The organism is Pseudorhodobacter sp. W20_MBD10_FR17, from assembly GCF_052119765.1.
Taxonomy (GTDB): domain Bacteria; phylum Pseudomonadota; class Alphaproteobacteria; order Rhodobacterales; family Rhodobacteraceae; genus Pseudorhodobacter.
In genome coordinates this window covers 1-17275 of sequence record NZ_JBGQOQ010000030.1, presented here as the reverse complement: position 1 = coordinate 17275, position 17275 = coordinate 1, and the positions used below count along the sequence as shown (strand labels likewise).

General features: G+C 58.0%; 19 protein-coding genes. 6 read left to right on the top strand and 13 right to left on the bottom strand.

The genetic code is table 11. From position 1 onward, the window contains the following. Positions 1-68: 68 nt before the first annotated feature. Together ACEN2J_RS16660 and iolG are read right to left on the bottom strand one after the other, a co-directional pair. A complete protein-coding gene (locus tag ACEN2J_RS16660) occupies positions 69-989 on the bottom strand; it encodes a sugar ABC transporter substrate-binding protein (RefSeq protein WP_442107235.1) in 921 nt (306 codons plus the stop codon). A 97-nt stretch (positions 990-1086) separates the two neighbouring features. Then, positions 1087-2085, bottom strand: coding sequence for an inositol 2-dehydrogenase (gene iolG / locus ACEN2J_RS16655; protein ID WP_442107234.1), 999 nt, complete (start codon positions 2083-2085; stop codon positions 1087-1089). 177 nt (positions 2086-2262) lie between these two features. Between iolG and ACEN2J_RS16650 the strand changes: the two genes are divergently transcribed. Continuing rightward, positions 2263-3276 (top strand): LacI family DNA-binding transcriptional regulator, encoded by a 1014-nt coding sequence (locus ACEN2J_RS16650; protein ID WP_442107233.1) that lies wholly within the window; start codon positions 2263-2265, stop codon positions 3274-3276. 388 nt (positions 3277-3664) lie between these two features. Here the strand turns inward: ACEN2J_RS16650 and ACEN2J_RS16645 are convergent, their stop codons facing one another. From ACEN2J_RS16645 to ACEN2J_RS16600, 10 genes are all read right to left on the bottom strand, one after another. Beyond that, complete coding sequence (locus ACEN2J_RS16645; RefSeq protein WP_442107232.1) at positions 3665-5104, bottom strand: NAD-dependent succinate-semialdehyde dehydrogenase; 1440 nt, start codon at positions 5102-5104, stop codon at positions 3665-3667. Positions 5105-5108: 4 nt separating this feature from the next. Continuing rightward, positions 5109-6194, bottom strand: a complete 1086-nt coding sequence (locus ACEN2J_RS16640; protein ID WP_442107231.1) for an ABC transporter ATP-binding protein — start codon at positions 6192-6194, stop codon at positions 5109-5111. Next, the gene (locus ACEN2J_RS16635; RefSeq protein ID WP_442107230.1) at positions 6191-6991 is read right to left on the bottom strand and encodes an ABC transporter permease; all 801 of its coding nucleotides are present in this window, start codon (positions 6989-6991) and stop codon (positions 6191-6193) included. The genes ACEN2J_RS16640 and ACEN2J_RS16635 overlap by 4 nt, the downstream gene beginning before the upstream one ends. Further along, the gene (locus tag ACEN2J_RS16630) at positions 6992-7828 is read right to left on the bottom strand and encodes an ABC transporter permease (RefSeq protein ID WP_442107229.1); all 837 of its coding nucleotides are present in this window, start codon (positions 7826-7828) and stop codon (positions 6992-6994) included. It abuts the gene before it with no gap. 82 nt (positions 7829-7910) lie between these two features. Next, on the bottom strand, positions 7911-8921 hold the full coding sequence (locus ACEN2J_RS16625; protein WP_442107228.1) for an ABC transporter substrate-binding protein: 1011 nt from the start codon (positions 8919-8921) through the stop codon (positions 7911-7913). A gap of 24 nt (positions 8922-8945) precedes the next feature. Beyond that, positions 8946-10412 carry an aldehyde dehydrogenase gene (locus ACEN2J_RS16620; RefSeq protein ID WP_442107227.1) on the bottom strand — a complete coding sequence of 489 codons (1467 nt, stop codon included), beginning with the start codon at positions 10410-10412 and terminating at the stop codon, positions 8946-8948. 10 nt (positions 10413-10422) lie between these two features. Then, positions 10423-11466 (bottom strand): LLM class flavin-dependent oxidoreductase, encoded by a 1044-nt coding sequence (locus ACEN2J_RS16615; RefSeq protein ID WP_442107226.1) that lies wholly within the window; start codon positions 11464-11466, stop codon positions 10423-10425. After that, the gene (locus tag ACEN2J_RS16610; RefSeq protein WP_442107225.1) at positions 11463-12386 is read right to left on the bottom strand and encodes a flavin reductase family protein; all 924 of its coding nucleotides are present in this window, start codon (positions 12384-12386) and stop codon (positions 11463-11465) included. Before ACEN2J_RS16610 ends, ACEN2J_RS16615 begins: the two co-directional genes overlap by 4 nt. Next, positions 12383-13183 (bottom strand): alpha/beta fold hydrolase, encoded by an 801-nt coding sequence (locus tag ACEN2J_RS16605; RefSeq protein WP_442107224.1) that lies wholly within the window; start codon positions 13181-13183, stop codon positions 12383-12385. The genes ACEN2J_RS16610 and ACEN2J_RS16605 overlap by 4 nt, the downstream gene beginning before the upstream one ends. Beyond that, entirely contained in the window at positions 13155-13757 is a 603-nt protein-coding gene (locus tag ACEN2J_RS16600) for an amino acid synthesis family protein (RefSeq protein ID WP_442107223.1), read from the bottom strand. Before ACEN2J_RS16600 ends, ACEN2J_RS16605 begins: the two co-directional genes overlap by 29 nt. Positions 13758-13864: 107 nt before the next feature. Between ACEN2J_RS16600 and ACEN2J_RS16595 the strand changes: the two genes are divergently transcribed. From ACEN2J_RS16595 to ACEN2J_RS16580, 4 genes are all read left to right on the top strand, one after another. After that, positions 13865-14578: a GntR family transcriptional regulator gene (locus ACEN2J_RS16595; protein WP_442107222.1), complete on the top strand. Its 714-nt coding sequence runs from the start codon at positions 13865-13867 to the stop codon at positions 14576-14578. Then, positions 14578-14868: a DUF1330 domain-containing protein gene (locus ACEN2J_RS16590; RefSeq protein ID WP_442107221.1), complete on the top strand. Its 291-nt coding sequence runs from the start codon at positions 14578-14580 to the stop codon at positions 14866-14868. The genes ACEN2J_RS16595 and ACEN2J_RS16590 overlap by 1 nt, the downstream gene beginning before the upstream one ends. Positions 14869-15164: 296 nt before the next feature. Further along, positions 15165-15872, top strand: coding sequence for an IS6 family transposase (locus ACEN2J_RS16585; RefSeq protein WP_442107220.1), 708 nt, complete (start codon positions 15165-15167; stop codon positions 15870-15872). Positions 15873-16022: 150 nt separating this feature from the next. Further along, positions 16023-16247, top strand: a complete 225-nt coding sequence (locus ACEN2J_RS16580; RefSeq protein WP_442107219.1) for a hypothetical protein — start codon at positions 16023-16025, stop codon at positions 16245-16247. A gap of 29 nt (positions 16248-16276) precedes the next feature. Here the strand turns inward: ACEN2J_RS16580 and ACEN2J_RS16575 are convergent, their stop codons facing one another. After that, positions 16277-16441 (bottom strand): ribbon-helix-helix protein, CopG family, encoded by a 165-nt coding sequence (locus ACEN2J_RS16575; protein WP_442107218.1) that lies wholly within the window; start codon positions 16439-16441, stop codon positions 16277-16279. Between the two features lie 117 nt (positions 16442-16558). On the opposite strand from ACEN2J_RS16575, the gene ACEN2J_RS16570 reads away from it, so the two are divergent. Further along, the gene (locus ACEN2J_RS16570; protein ID WP_442107217.1) at positions 16559-17047 is read left to right on the top strand and encodes a hypothetical protein; all 489 of its coding nucleotides are present in this window, start codon (positions 16559-16561) and stop codon (positions 17045-17047) included. Positions 17048-17275: the final 228 nt, after the last annotated feature.

Here is a 17275-nt window from a genome sequence, read left to right as displayed (position 1 = left end):
GCCTCCCGAGGTTAGCGTGGGCGACACATTCGCGCCGCCCACTGTCGTTTAATGACCGCGCGAAGCGATTAGCGGATACCTTTTGCGGACAGATCAATGACCTGCGCCGCTTTCTCCGCCGTGATCAGGTTCGGGCCGGACGGGACATTGCCCCCCGGCATCAGACCGTATTTGGCATGAAGCGCGAGGAAGTTGGTCGCGAGGTAGCCTTGCAAGAACTGCTGTTGGTCAATCGCAAAGGCCGCATCGCCGTCCACAACCGATTGCAAGAAGTTCGCCGAGAGATCGAAGGACGCAACATTCACTTTGCGCCCCGATGCCAATGCGGCGGCAACGGAAGGCTCGCCCGCCGTGGAGGCGCCAAGCGCCATCACGGTATCGATGCTCTCATCCGAGGACAGAGCAGCGGCGACTTTCGATTGGATTTCTGACGGATCGTTGGTGGTCGGCAAAACGGTGTAACTGCCGCCGAACCCTTCGCCAAAGCCTTTGCAACGCTGATCGAGCGATACGTTGCCGACTTCTTGGTTCACACAGATCGCATTCTTGCCGCCCATGTCGGCCAGCTTCGCACCCGCGATTTTACCCGCGTCGAATTCGTCCTGACCCACATGCAACAACGCACCCAAGCTTTTGGACACATCCGCGCCCGCATTGATCGAAATCACCGGAATCCCCGCAGCAACCGCCCGTTGGATCGACGGCGCAAGCGCATCCGCATCGGGGATCGACACGACCAAACCATCGGGCTCTTGATTCACGGCGGCGTCGATCAATTGCGACATAGCCACCATGTCAAACGTCTCCGGCGAACGGTATTGGACGTTGACGCCGCTATCGCGCGCCGCCTCCTCAACGCCGTTTTTCACAACGGACCAAAACGCGTCATTGGCCTGACCATGGGCCACAACGACGATATCTTGCGCGAGAACGGGCGCCGCAACGGCAATCGCGCTGGCGGCAAACACGCCTTTCATCAGGTTTTTCATAGATTGCTCCTCCCAAGGGGCAGTTTGTTTGATGGCGGGGCCTCCTCGCCCCGCCGGTTCTTCGGCTGTTACCGAATTCTCGTCTTAACGGGGCCCGTTAAAGCATGTCTTTGAGCGCAACCGGCTGGCCGGTTTTGGCCGAAAGCGTCGCGGCCTCGGCCATCGCCAAAGCAGCCACGCCGTCTTGCAACGTCACAGGCAATGTCCCATTGGTTGCGATGGCATCTACGAAAGCCGCCCATTCCGCCGCATAGGACGGCATGTAACGCTCAAGGAAGAAATAGGTGGGCTTGGCGCTGGACACGCCCGCCGTTGTCGATTTCACAACCGTGCTTTCCAGCATGTTTTGCGCCTGCAACAACCCCTCGGAGCCCAGCAATTCGACGCGCTGATCGTAGCCGTAAACCGCCCGGCGCGAGTTTTTGATCACCGCAATCCGGCCATCGGCATAGGTCAGCGTGACAACCGCGGTATCCACATCGCCCGCCGCGCCAATCTCGGGATCAACGATCGCGCTGCCCAAGGCGGTCACGGTTACGGGCGCCTGCCCCATCATGAAATTCGCCATGTCGAAATCATGGATCATCATGTCGCGGAACAATCCGCCCGACACTTTGATATAGGCCACCGGCGGCGGCGCGGGATCGAAGGACGTGATCGACAGCAATTCCGGCTTACCAATTTCGCCCGCATCCAGCGCCCGTTTCAGCGCGCTGAAATTCGGATCAAACCGGCGATTGAACCCGATCATCACCGGCTTGCCGGTTTTGGCAACGGCGATCTGACAGGCCTGCGCCCGCTCTAGGCTGAGATCCACGGGCTTTTCACACAGCACCGCTTTGCCGGCCGCTGTCGCCGCCTCGATCAGATGTGAGTGGGTATCGGTCGAGGTCGCGATCAAAACCGCATCAATTGACGGATCGGCAATGATCTCCTCGGTGGTGCGCGCCGCACAGCCATATTGCGCCGCCAGCTTTTCCGCATTCGCCGGAATGAAATCCGACACCGCAACCAATGTGCTGTTCGGGTTCGACGAAATCGCGGTTGCATGGACGCCCGCAATGCGGCCCGAGCCCAATAATCCTACTTTTAGCATTCTCTCTCCCCTGCTCCGAATCGCGAGCTTCCGCCACGTTAATATTTTCTTGCTCGCGCGTGCAAGCATTTTTTGCACGCGCGAGCAAATTCTGTGCGAAGCATGTGCAAAGCCGCGCGCAAAGGACTAGATTGTCACCGCGTTAATCGTTACGTTTTGGCAATTGGAGGACATCATTTGACCGAGACGCCGATTGAAAATGCGATTACTGCCGATGATGTCGCGGCATTGGCTGGTGTGTCGCGCTGGACAGTGAACCGTGCTTTCAAAAAAGACGCCTCGATCTCGAAGGCCAGCCGGAGCAAGGTTTTGACCGCCGCCGAGGCTTTGGGATATGTGCCAGATCTGCTGGCCTCCAGCCTCGCCTCCGACAAAAGCAACCTCGTCAGCCTGTTGGTCGATGATTTCGCCAACCCGCATAAATTGATTATGCTGGAACGGCTTACCCGCGTCTTGCGCACGCATGGCTGGGATACGCTTTTGGTCAATACCAGCAATGGCGCCGATACATCCGCGGCCCTTTTGAACGCGCGCCAACGGCGGGTTGATGCGGCCGTTCTCATCGGGGTGAGCTTTAACGAGACCGAATTGCATGCCGCGCAGGGGGCACGCCGTGTGAAAAAACTGATCGTTTTCGCGCGCACATCGGAGAACCCCGATACGATTTCGATTTGCTGCGATGACGCGGCGGCGATGACCACGATCACCAATTATGTAATCGAAAAAGGCTACCGCGCGCCCCTGTTTCTGGCCGGTCCGCAGACGATTTCCGCCCATCTTGGCCGCAAGGAGACCTTCCTGAACCTGTGGGAAAGCACGTGCGGCACCCGGCCCAATTACATTTCGGTGCCGGCCTATGATCCGCGCCTCGCGTTCTCGGAGATCAAACGATTTTTCGAGAGTTTGGGCGGGGCCACCAAGCCCGATGTGATCGTGTGCGAGAATGATGCGCTCGCGATGGGGGCGATCAATGCGATCCGATACGGGTTGGGGATGCGCGTGCCCGAAGACATCGCCGTCACGGGGTTTGATGACATCCCGCAGGCGGACGGGCCCGAGTACCGGCTGACCACTTATCGCCAACCGATCACGGCGATGGCGGAGGGGCTCGTTTCGGTCCTCAAGGGCGAGACCGATGAGCGTTCATTGGAACAATTCATCGGGGCGCTGGTGCCGCGGGAAAGTGCCTGACAACGGTTTTAGCATTGCGCGATTGGCACCACAGGCGCCCGCCTCGCGGTATGAGCGGGCGGAGGGGATACCCTGCGTGCATAGAGTCACAACATAAAATCTCTGGGCCGTGCAAGGTGAAGAATTAATGCACTATAATTATTTGCATATTTTGGTTGCGGGAGGGCGCAGCCACCGTAGCCTACCCAAGTTGCGCTGCATGCTTTGAAAATCCCAAGTAGGGCGGGATGCATGGAGCGGCAGTTAAATGCGTTAGAATGTCACTACAGTGGTTTCGGGGACGCACAGCCGCCGCAACTTGCCAGAACTGCGCTGCGTCGCCTGACCCAGAAAATAGACACAGTTGCTAGGGCAACCTACAAGCGGCAAATCGGCCAGTCGTGACGATTTAGAGGCCAATGCAGCAATACTTGATTTCAAGATAATCCTCCAACCCATGCCGCGACCCTTCGCGACCCATCCCCGATTGCTTGATACCGCCAAAAGGGGCAACTTCGGTCGAAATCAGGCCCGTGTTGACGCCAACCATGCCACATTCAAGCGCTTCCATCATCCGCCAAGATCGTGCCAAATCGCGGGTAAAGACGTATGAGGCAAGCCCGAACTCGGTGTCATTGGCGGCAGCTATTACCTCAGCTTCGCTCTCAAATAGGATTAAGCCTGCGACGGGGCCAAAGGTCTCTTCACGGGTGATTTTCATCGATGCTGTGCATCCAGTGAGAATGGTCGGCGCAAAGAAAGTGCCGCCTGTGGCCTGACCGCCCAAAATCAAATCCGCCCCTTGGGCAATCGCATCGGCAACATGGTCCGTGACCTTGGCAAGTGCAGCTTTGCTGATCAGTGGGCCAATCTGGTTGCTGCTGTCATCACCCGGGCCAACCTTCAGTTTCGCCACCTTTGCTGCCAGCTTGGCGACAAAGGCCGCTTCAATCCCCGCCTGAACATAGATCCGGTTGGTGCAAACGCAGGTCTGGCCCGCGTTGCGGAATTTCGACGCGATAAGCCCCTCCACCGCCGCATCCAGATCGGCATCCTCGAACACGATAAAGGGCGCGTTGCCCCCTAGTTCCAACGACAGTTTTTTGATCTGATCCGCGCCTTGCCGCATCAAGATACGCCCGACATTGGTCGATCCGGTAAAGCTGATCTTGCGCACAGCCGGGTTCTCACAAAACTCTTGCCCCAACCCGATTGCATCGGTTGCGGGCAGCACAGATAACAGCCCCTCTGGCAAACCCGCCCTCTCGGCCAAAACCGCGAGGGCAAGTGCCGACAGCGGTGTCTCAATTGCAGGTTTGGCCACGATGGCGCAGCCTGCGGCCAATGCAGGCGCTATTTTGCGCGCAATCATTGCATTGGGGAAATTCCATGGTGTGATGGCTGCAACCACACCCACGGGCTGGCGCAAGACCAAAAGGCGTTTGTCCTCTTGGTGCCCCGGAATGGTCTCGCCGTAGACGCGCTTGGCCTCTTCGGCAAACCATTCGATATAGGACGCGCCATAAAGCACCTCGGCGCGTGCTTCGGCCAAGGGCTTGCCCATTTCTGACATCAAAATCAGCGCCAGATCGTCGACATTGGCGATCACCAGATCATGCCAACGGCGCAAAACCGCGGCGCGGTCTTTGGCCGTGCGTTTTGCCCAAATGGGCTGGGCACTGGCGGCAGACGCAATGGCGCGGGCGGCAACCGTGCGGTCGCAATCAGCCACATGCGCCAAGACCTCGCCCGTGGCAGGGTTGGTTACGTCTACAGAGGTGGCAAAAGCCTCCCATCGGCCCGCAACAAAGGCACGCTGCGCTAGCAAACTTGGATCAGTCAGTTTCATCCCATCAACTCCTGATAAACGCTTGTGCCGAATCTGCGGCCCAATGGATATGGAGGCGGTCCCCCTTCGTCACATGACCCATCAGCGGATGACCAAACCCAAGGCGCACAGTCAAGGGATCACCCCAAGCGGTGCAAACCTCGACAGTGGTGTTGCTGCCAAGGAAGGTCATATCCTGCACCCGCACCGGCAACGAAGCGCCTTGAGCACCCGCTTCTGCACTCAAGTCAATTCGTTCCGGCCGCAGCATCAGTTCGGCCTTTTTGCCCGATTGCAGGTCGCCATGCAGCGGCACCCCCGCAACCCGACTGCCATCACCAAAGATCATCGATGCCTGACCGTTCTGCACCGCCTCGATCTCGCCTGTCAGAAACGTGCTGTCGCCAATGAAATCGGCCACGAAATGCGTCTGCGGATTGGCGTATAGTTCTGGCCCGGTACCGACCTGCTCGATCCGGCCCGCGTTGAACACCGCGATTCGGTCGGACAGCCGCAGCGCCTCTTCCTGATCATGGGTGACATAGAGAATTGTCACCCCCGTCTCTTGGTGAATGCGGCGAATTTCCAACTGGATCTCTTCGCGCAGTTTTTTGTCCAGCGCCGACAGCGGCTCGTCCATCAGCAAAACCGGCGGGTCATAGACCAGCGCTCGGGCCAATGCCACGCGTTGTTGCTGGCCGCCTGACATATGGGTTGGCATACGGTCTTCGAACCCGTCCAGCCGCACCAAGGCTAGTGCGCGGCGCACTTTCTCGGTGATTTCGGATTGCCCCATACGGCGCACCCGCAGCGGAAAGGCTACATTTTCACCTACGCTCAGATGCGGAAACAGGGTATAGCGTTGGAACACCATTCCGATATTGCGCTTGTGTGATGGAATCGACAGGATCGACTTTCCCTCAATCTTGATATCGCCCTTGGTTGGGTCCTGAAATCCGGCCAGAATGTAAAGCGTGGTGCTTTTCCCCGATCCTGACGGCCCAAGGAAAGTCATGAACTCGCCTTTGGCAACCGAAAGCTCGACATGATCCGTGGCCACGACATCGCCGTAGACCTTACGAATACCGTTAATATGCAGATAGGGCGTCACTTTGACTTTCCTTTGCGTAAAAGGGCGGCTGCAAGCATCAACACGACAGTCAACAGCACCAATAGGGTTGAGGCGGCGGCAACAACGGGCGTCAGGTCCTGACGCAGGGTTGTCCAAACCTTGACGGGAAGGGTTTGCAACGTAGGTGACGCCATGAAAATCGCCAGCACCACCTCGTCCCACGAGATCAGAAACGAAAAGATCGCAGCCGCAAACAGCCCGTGTTGGATGGCGGGCAAAGTCACGCGAACACGCGCTTCCCACGGCGATGCGCCGCATAGGATCGCGGCTTGTTCGATAGAGGTGTCAAAACTCTCCAGCGCGCCAGAAATGGTGATGATCGCAAACGGCAGGGCGACAACAAGGTGAGCAATGACAAAGCCGGTCAGCGTGCCATTCATCCCCAGCCGCAGGAACAGCGCGTAAAGCGCCACCGCCACAATCACCACCGGCAAGATCATCGGCGTCAGGAAAAATGCGCGCAACACGGCCCGCCCTCTGAAGGTGCCTCGCACCAACGCAAGCGACGCCAAAAGGCCAAGGATCACCGATAGCACCATCACGATCAGCCCGATCTTGGCCGAGGTCAGGGCAGCCGTCATCCAGCGCGGATCGCTAAACAGCTCACCATACCATTTGAACGTCCACTCCGGCGGCGGAAAGATTAGCCAGCGCGACGAGCCAAAAGACAGCGCGATGATGAACAGGATCGGGAGCAGCAAAAACAGGGTCATCAGCCCGCAGATTGCAGATAATACCCAACGCCACGCGCCCAGTTTGTCAAAATCCAGCAACATTCAGCGGCCCTCCGTTTCAACAAATCGCAGTTGCAGCGCATAAATGGCCAGCGTCACGACCAGCAGAACAAAGGCTGCAGCCCCGCCAAGCCCCCAGTTCAACAGGCTTTGCACCTGCTGCGCGATCATCTCGGCCAGCATCATGTTCGACGTGCCACCCAACAGCGACGGCGTCACGAAATAGCCGAGCGACATCACGAAAACCATCAATCCGCCCGAAGCGATCCCCGGCATCGCCAAGGGCAACAGCACACGCACCAACGCCTGTCCCTTGCTTGCCCCACAAAGGGCCGCGGCCTGCAAAATCGCGGGATCAATCTTTTTGATCACCCCCATCAAGGGCAAGATCATGAAGGGCAGCATGATGTAAACCATGCCAATCGTGACCCCGATCAGGTTGTTGGTCAGGGTCAGGGGTGTGTCGATGATCCCCATCCCGATAAGAACCTTGTTCACCAACCCGGTCTTTTGCAGCAAGACCATCCACGCATAGGTGCGCGCCAAAAGGTTGGTCCACATCGACAGCAAGATCACCGCAAACACCACCTGCCCCCAGATGCCGGGGACAATCGCCAATAACCAGGCAACAGGGAACGCGATCAAGATGGTCACAAACGTGACCAAAGCCGCAATAAAGAAGGTGTTAAAAAATACTTTGGCATAGGTCGCTGTGCCCAAAAGGGCCTTATAGTTTTGCAAGCCGAACTCCGGCTCCGTGACCGAACGCGCAAGAAGCGCAGCCACCGGCACCACAAAGAACGCAAGCAGTAAAAGGATGACCGGCAAGGCCAGCCCAAAGCCTGACCTGCGGCGCTTAGGCGAAAGCACGGCGAACATAGGCGCGTCTCCTGCTGGACGGCACTCGAGCGAAAGAAATTTGCCCGAGCGCCGTTGGGGTTACGTTAAAACGAGGCGCAGATCACTTGGCCTGCCATTCATACCAGCGAGTGCCGATTTCGTCGCGATGTTCGGCCCAATAAGCGAGATCAGCATTGACCTGCACGGCAGTCTGCGCGTCAGGCAGCGTTGCGCGCACAGCTGGGTCCATGATGTCAGCCGACCCAAGGTTGATGGGCGCATAACCTGTCTCTGCCGCAAAGCCCGCTTGGCCTTCGGCACTTGTGGCCATTGCAATGAACTTCATCGCAGCATCCTTGTTCGGCGCGCCTTTGGGCACGATAAGCGCGTCAGCGGCAGTGATATTCTGGTCCCAGCTGATGCCGACTGGCGTGCCATCAGCTGCCAATGCCGCCAAACGGCCGTTCCAAAAGAAGCCGATCGGGGCCTCACCTGAAGCCAGAAGTTGCTGGCTTTGGGCGCCGCCCTGCCACCAGATGATGCTGCTCTTGATGGTATCTAGCTTGGCAAAGGCGCGGTCCAGATCAAGCGGGTAAAGCTGATCCGCGGGCACGCCATCGGCCAAAAGGGCGGCCTCAATCACACCGGGGGCCGACCATTTGTAGAAAGTGCGGCTGCCAGGGAATTTGGTGGTGTCAAACAGATCAGCCAAAGTCGCGGGTTGCGCGTCGGGGAAATTCGTCGGGTTCCACCCCAAAACGAAAGAGTAATAGAACGAACCAACCGCAAAATCCGACACAAAGCGCGGATCAAGTTTTGACTTGTCGATCACCGTGAAATCCAGCGGCTCTAGTAGCCCTTGTTTGCCGGCCTGCAACGCATAGTCGAATTCCACATCGACCACGTCCCAGTTGACGGCGTTGGCCTCGACCATCGCTTTGATTTTGCCGTAATCGGTTGGGCCATCCTGAACCACCGCCGTGCCAGTGGCTTCGGCAAAGGGCGTGGCCCAATGTTTGGTTTGCGCGTCTTGCGTGGTGCCACCCCACGAGGTGAAAACCATCCCCTCTGCAAACGCGCAGCCCGCAGTCACCGACACGGCCAAAGCCGCGATCGCTAGTGTCTTTTTCATTCTCTCACTCCCTGAAAAATTTTATCAGCGCATCACGAACGGATCCGGGATCGGATCGTCCGAAGTGCGCAGCCACACTGTTTTCACAGTCGTGTAGTCAAGCGCCGCCGCGAGCCCGCCTTCTCGGCCATGCCCCGAAAGCCCATGCCCACCAAAAGGCGCAATCGGGGATACCACGCGGTAGGTATTGACCCAAACGATGCCTGCGCGAATGCCCCTGATCATCCGGTGCGCCCGCGTCAGGCTTTTGGTAAACACGCCCGAGGCAAGGCCAAATTCGGTGTCATTGGCAAGCGCCAAGGCCTCGGCTTCGGTTTCGAAACTCACCACCGACAGCACCGGCCCAAACATCTCGCGCCGCAAACAATCGGCCTCGGGCGCGCCCGAGCAATCCATGATCGTCGGCGGGAAATAGAACCCTGCGCCGTTGGGGCAAACACCGCCCATCACCACCTGCGCTCCCGCCACAATCGACGCCTCAAGCGCTGCAACAATCGCATCGCGCTGGCGCTTCGTGCAAAGCGGCCCCACTTCGGTCGCCATATCATCAGGCGCCGATACCTTGATCGCCTCAGCCTTGGCCTTCAGGATCGCCAATAGCCTGTCCTTGACCGAGGCCTGCACCAACAGACGCGATCCCGCGACACAGCTTTGCCCCGTCGCTGCGAAAATGCCCGAAATCTGCGCATTAGCAGCCGACTCCAGATCGGCATCCTCGAACACGATAAAGGGTGATTTGCCACCCAGTTCCAGCGACACTTTAGCAAGGTTTTCCGCCGACCCGCGCACCACATGCCGCGCAGTTTCCGGCCCGCCGGTGAAGGCGATATGCGCCACGCGCGGATGGCTGGTCAGCACCGCCCCACACTTCGGACCAAACCCAGTGATGATATTGACTACCCCGGCAGGAAACCCCGCCTGATGCACCAGCTTGGCAAATTCCAGCAAGGGTGCTGGGCCATCCTCACTTGCCTTGACCACCACCGTGCATCCCGCCGCCAGAGCAGGACCCAGCTTGACGGCCGAAAGGAACAACTGGCTGTTCCATGGCACAATCGCCGCCACCACGCCCACCGGCTCGCGCCGCGTCCAAACCTCCATATCAGGCTTGTCGATCGGTAGATGCGCGCCTTCGATCTTATCGGCCAGACCGGCATAATAGCGATAATATTCCGCAACATAAGCAATCTGCGCCGAAGTTTCGCGGATGATCTTGCCGGTGTCGCGCGTTTCCAGCGCGGCCAGCCGTGGGGCGGCCTCTTGCACCAGATCGGCCAGACGATACAAAAGTTTGCCCCGCGCGGTCGCCGTCATATTGGCCCAGCCAGGCGACAAAAACGCCGCATGCGCCGCCTCAACCGCGCGGTTTACATCGGCCTCGCGCGCCTCGGGCATCTCTGCCCAAGGGCTGCCCGTCGCCGGATCAAGGCTGTCAAACCGCGCCGATCCATCCACAAATGCGCCGTTGATATAAAGCTGAAACCGCTCCATCACTGCCCCCTTAACTTTCGCTGAATGCGGGCATCACATCCTTGATCAGCCGCTGCAAAGACGCCTTCTTGCGGGCAAAACTCATGCCCGTGTCGATCCAGAAACTGAACTCATCATAGCCCATCGCCTCATAGGATTTGATCCGTTCGATTACCTCGGCAGGCTCGCCGATGATCTGGTTTTTGCGCATGGATTCGGCCGAATAGAACGGATGCTTGGCCATATCTTCTTCGGTCAAAGCCTCGATCAAGCCCTGCGAAATCGGCCGCTCGTTTTTGAACCAAGCGCCAAAATAGTTGTAAAACGTGTTGATCTCACGTGCTGCAAGCTGCGCATCCGCCTCGCTATCGGCCACATAGGCATGGCGCAAAACCATGATCTTGGGGCGCGGCTGTTCGGGGTGATTGGCGCAGGCCGCGTTAAAGCGGTCCATCAGGCTTTGCACCTCCTCATCGCCCAAATGCAGCGGCGTCACCTGCACGTTGCAGCCCTGAGCCACGGCAAAATCATGGCTACTTGGGTCGCGCGCAGCCACCCAGATCGGCGGGTGCGGCTGTTGCACCGGCAAGGGGGCGGCGGTGGTTTTCGGAAACGACCAATACTCCCCCTCATGGGTGTAATCGCCCGCCCAAAGCCCCTTGAGCGCAGGCACCAGCTCGCGCATGCGCCCGCCGGCGCCCCATGCATCCATCCCCGGCATAAGGCGCTCATACTCGAAATTATAAGCCCCGCGTGCAATCCCCAGATCAAGCCGTCCTTTGGTCAGCAGATCCGCCATCGCCGCCTCGCCTGCCAACCGGATAGGATGCCAGAACGGCGCGATGACCGTGCCCGTGCCGAGCCGAACGTTTTTGGTTTGATGCGCAATATCCACCAAGTTCATCAAAGGGTTCGGCGCAATGGTAAAATTCATCCCATGATGCTCACCGGTCCAGATCGCATGCATCCCGCCCTCATCGGCGATTTTGCACAGCTCGATCATTTCGTCGTATAGCTGCTTTTGTGGCGTCTCAGGCGACACCCGCTCCATATGAACGAACAGCGAAAACTTCATGATGGTTGCCCTTTTTCCATCGAGGACACGCGGCCCTGATCCTGATTTCCGATATAGACGCCATAATTCCCCTGCGCGCTTTCCTGCACAAACCGCTCCAGCATCGAACGCACGGCAGGGTCGCCCACATCGGAAACCCCCTGGGATGACATCGGCACATAGGCCCCCTTGATGGGCACGCCCTCAGCCGCCGCACAGAGAAACGCGATGTTCTGCTGGCCAGATTTGGTGTCTTCGTAAAACGCATAAATAAAACCTGGCGCGGCAGAGATTCCCAAATCCGCGATCATCTTGGCCAGCGCCGCCTGCGCACCCGCCCGCCCGACGCGCGTCATCGGCAGGCTGATACCACCCTGTCCGTCATCGACCAGCAAGATGCTGCCACCCGCTTCGATGATCGCCGAAATCACCACATCCGGCCCCGCCGCAACCGCCTCAGCCGCCGCACTCGGGCTGAAATAGGATCCCCGGTAATAGCCCAAGCCTGGCCGGTGATTGGCGTCAAAACCAACGACCCGCCCGATTAGAATATCATGATCCCCGGCCTCAACCACCTGATGCAGGGCGCAGTCAAACCAGGTCGAAACCCCTTCGATCACCGGCGCGCCGCCGGGCCCCTTGGCCCATTTAACCGTGGCAAAGCGGTCCTCCACCGGGCGGGCAAAGGTGTTTGACACATCCTTTTGCGTCTCGGAAAGGATGTTGATTGCAAAGCCTTTGGCTCCAGCAAATACGCCATGATTGCTCGAACTCTTTGCGATGGATACCAGCAACAGCGGCGGGTCAAGCGACACCGAGGAAAATGAATTGGCCGTAAAGCCAATCGGTTGCCCTGTCTCATCCATCGTGGTGACAACCGTCACCCCCGTCATGAATGCGCCAAAGGCATCGCGCAACAGCCGTGTATTCTCGATAGTCACGCCGAAACCTCCTTAAAATCAAGCCATTCCTTCAGCGCTTGTGTGACACGCTTGGGCGCAGTCAGATTAACCATGTGACGATGACCTTGGATCACAACGGCCTTCGCTTTTGGCGCGGCACTTGCCATCGTGCGTGTCATCTCGGCTGTGGAATTCAGATCGCCATCGCCGGTTAACACCAGTGTCGGGCAGCTAATCTTGCCCCATTCATCAGCATAGACATCATCCCCTTCGGCAAAGGCGCGGTAAGCCGCCGCATATCCGGCCTGATCCATATTCCCGAGCCATTGCGCCACCTGCGCTCGCAACGCCTGTTGCGCAGCATCCGCTTCAAACCAGCGCGACAACGGCTGAATAATGTCGCCTTTGCCGTTTGCAATCTCGCTGGCACGTGCTTCTACTGCCGCGCGCGCCTCGACCGTGCGCCGATGCACCCCGTTCAGAACTGCCAATCGCGCCACCAAATCGGGGCGCTCAACAGCAAGTCCAACGGCAATCAGCGCACCCATGGAATGACCCGCCACGCTGACAGGCCCAAGACCCAAAGCCTCGATCACCATCGCCCCCCAGCGAACAAAATCCGGCAGGCGTGCGCTTGGCGCCAGCAGATCGCTGCCGGCATGCCCAGGCATGTTCACCGCGATCACCCGGAAATCGCGGGCCAGATCGGCCATCTGCGGCCCCCAGGCATCGGCGCACATGCCAACCCCGTGGATCAGCAACACTCCCGGCCCCGCGCCCTCGTCGCGCAGGACGACCTTGCGGCCGTCAGACAGCTGCAGGGTTTTCAACGTCATGGCCCAATTCCTTAAGATCCTGATACCGATCACCAATCCGGTGATGTGGCCGCCCACCAATCGACGCACCCAGCGCCACAACAATCTCGTCTGCCGCAGGCGCATCCGGGATCGCAAACTGAATCGTCAGATAATGCGACCGCCGCCCGCCATCATTCTTATCCATCAGCGGGATCATGATCGGGCAGTTGGCTGGGCCGCGCGTGTTAGTAAAGGCCAGATAGCTTTTCGCCCCTACCGCATTGCGGTAAAAATTGCCAAAGCGCAGCGTGTGGATCAGCGCCGAGCCATGCTCGATCTCGCCATCCAGCCCCACAACCGCAGCCTTGCCATAGCCCTCGACCGCCTCGCCCGAACCGGCATGCTGTAAGATCATATCGGTCAACAGCGCACCTAGGACCGGTGCCACCTCATGGATTGCTGGCTTCAGGTCTTCGACAAAGCCCATGCCCGCCCAAGGGTTTTTCAAAACCGCTGCGGCCGTGATCATGATCAGGGGCTTGGCCGCGACCTTGCCGCCCTCAATCAGGGTGGTCTCGATGTTGAGGTAAGTCTTGCGAATCATAGCGGGCATCTGGGGCTCCAATTGAGAGTCGTTGATATGACGGTATGATGGTCGACCAACATACCATCTGTCAAGAACTTCTTGCCTGAGCAGAAAGCCTGCATTACGGTGACAGGATGAACACAACCAAACTTCAAGACCTCCGAATCGAAAACGCCCCGCAAACCCTGCGCGAAATCGTGCTGGAGCGGCTGCGCAGCGCGATCATTTCTGGTCGCTTCAAATCAGGTGAGCGGCTGGTAGAGCGGGTGCTGTGCGATCAACTTGGCGTCAGTCGTTCCATCGTGCGCGAGGCGATCTGCTTTCTCGAAGCCGATGGTCTGGTCGAAATCGCACCCCGTTCGGGGCCGATTGTCGCGCGAATGGATTGGCCCCAAGCCAAGCAAATCTATGACATCCGCCTGCAGCTTGAGGCGCAGGCAGCAACTGAATGTGCACGCAAGGCTGACGCTGTGGCAAAAGCTGCGCTGAAATCGGCGCTCAGGGGTCTTCAAGATGCATTTTCGCAGGCCGATGGCGATGAGAAAAAGCAGGCGATCTACGCTGCGACCACCCACTTCTATCAGGTAATTTTTTCCACTGCCGAACATGATGTTGCCTGGGAAATCGTTAGCCGTTTGAACGCGCGCATTTCGCGGTTGCGCGCAATGACACTGGCGACCACCGACCGTCCCGTTTCCGGGCTGATCCGCATGAGCGAGATTTGCGAAGCACTGCTTGCCAATGATCCGCAACGAGCGGCGCAAGCGGTGCATGACCACCTGATCGAAGCCACCGCCATTGCACGACGCTTGCTGAAATCCGAAACACAACAAAGCGGGGCTTCGTGATGCCCGCCTATTGGATCGCCCATGTAACTATCACCGACCCCACGCGTTATGCGGGCTACCAGGCCCTCGCCCCAAAGGCATTCACGGCCTATGGTGCCACCTTTCTGGCCCGTGGCGGCAAAAGCGAAGTCGTCGAAGGCACCGCGTTTGAACGCCATGTCATCATCTCTTTCCCCGATATGGCCGCCGCCCGCGCCTGCTATGATTCGCCCGAATACCAAGCCGCCCGCGCCGCCCGCGATGGCGCTTGCGAGGCACAGATCACGTTGGTGGATGGCCTGCCCACCTGAGGTTTCACGCCATCAGTCGCACGCCCCAAGATTGGCGATGACAGCGTGAATCACATCGAGAGGCTTTTAAGCATGGCGCCATTGTGAGGCAGTTCTGAACACCTGACCTCGAAGACGACAACGCAATGGATACACCGCGACAAAGAAGACCTGGAAACGGCCTTGACCGATTAGACGATAAGCGCGTCTATCGCATCTACTGCGAGTTGGAGTTGAACCTGCGGATCAAGCCCCGCAAGGGCCTTGTCAGAGGAAACTGGCTTGAGCTGAGCAGGCCGTCGACCTAGGCTTGCCGAATGACAAAACGTTCCCCTTTTCGGTATTTCAAAACCAGCCCCGAAATCATTCGCCTAGCGGTGATGATTTACGTTCGATTTCCGCTTTCGCTTCGGAATGTAGAGGATCTGCTGCATGAGCGCGGCATCGACGTCAGCCATGAGACGGTTCGATTTTGGTGGAATAGATTTGGTCCGCTGTTTGCTGCGGCGATCCGCAAGAAAAGGGTCAGCCAGATGCGGGCGCACTCAAACTGGCGCTGGCACCTAGACGAGGTTTTCGTGAAGATTAACGGCAAGACGCATTATCTGTGGCAGGCCGTCGACCACGAAGGCGAAGTGCTGGAAAGCTATGTGACCAAACGCCGGGATCGCAAGGCAGCATTGAAATTCCTAAGGAAATCAATGAAGCGACACGGCAATTCAGAGATCATCGTGACTGACAAACTTCGATCTTACGGCGCCGCGATGAAGGTCATCGGCAATGCATCTCGGCAGGAAACGGGCCGCTGGCTAAACAACAGGGCGGAGAATTCTCACCTGCCTTTTCGACGACGAGAACGAGCGATGCTCCGCTTTAGGCAGATGCGAAGTTTGCAGAAATTCGTCGCCGTCCATTCTTCAATTCACAACCATTTCAACCAGGAGCGCCACCTTTATTCACGGGCCAATTTCAAGCTGAACCGCACCGCCGCTCTTGCCGAGTGGCGCGGTCTATGTGGGGCATAAGGGGCAGCCTCTCTGTTCTTGCAGAGACTGGTTTGCATTCGTCTGACACCACCCTCTCAAGCCCTACAAAAATTTGCGACGGAACCGCTGCACATCCCCCTTTCGAAACCCTCTGCCGAAGGGGCTGGCGCCCCTTTCGAAACCCCAATTATGCGCCTGTATTTCGTACTTTCCACTGTAGCCATTCCCAAGCGCGAAGCGGATAGCCACGCGGCACCTGTTGATCAAATCCACAAACCGATCATGGGAATGCCTAACCAGCAGAATGTCGTTGGTCTTATTGTGCCGCGCTCGTTATCGGATTGCGCGATGATTGGGGTACCGATGAGCGCGAAATTGGAACCGCTCAGCATTCCCCCTGACCTCGATCCATGAGGCTTATTTCGGATGGCGATCTTGGTCCCTTAGGTTTTCTTGGTCAATTCAAGCCACTCTATCAAAGCTCGGCGTATCATTTCCGGTCTGGTTGGCAAATCAGCAGTAGCACGCCGCCTATCATCGATTGCCTCAATCAGTTCGCGAGGAAGCCTTAGAGTGAGCGCTTCGGTGTCTTTTTTGGGAGGGGCCATTTTGATATTACCATTTTGATGTTGACATCATAATGCCATTAAACTACTTTTAGGCGACCGAGGCAAGAGCTGTAACTCTCGCCTCGGTCTATCAAACCAGCCTGTTAGGAGACCGGCATGACTATTTTCGCAGATAACACCTTACCCCCTGTTTCGAAAGCCCCCGCCGAAGTTCAAATGGCATTTGAAGGCTTGCTCGGACGGTTGAAGACGCTGTGTGCCGCCGAGCAGGACATTGTCGATCTTGCCCATGGCGACCCGGCGTTTGACGCCTGGTTTCGCGACGCGGAGACCGCGCGCACGGTGGTCCTTGCAGCGGCTGCGGCCGTGATGCTTGCGGCACCTCGGTCTTCTTTAGATCAGCGATTTCGCAAGGCCTGTTTTGCCCTAGAGATCCTGCTGGTCACAAGCGATCCAGACCAGTTTGCAAAGGCCACGTCATTTTTGCGGCGCAATGCGGAACGCTATTGCGAACCAGTTGAAGGCGCAGTGCAGGCGGCCTTGTTGTTTCGGCGCTTCTACAGAGCCTTCGATGTCCTGATGGCGCTGCCGGACTATGCGCCGGAAGCTCTGTCCTGCGACATGACCATGGCGGTGGCCGCCTAAGGTTTGGGGACCGAGCAAACGCTGCCTACAAGCTATCCGGCGCTGCTCTCCCCCAAATGCCACAACCCCACAGATATATATGCCCGCAGGCCGCCTTAGAGGCCTAGCCCGGCGCGAAGACCCCCGCGTAAATTAGCCATAGGATATTAATATGCTTCAAACCAATTTCACCCTCTCCACCACGCGCGCCATCACGGTCGTCCATCGGTCTGATGACCCCAAGCGCCG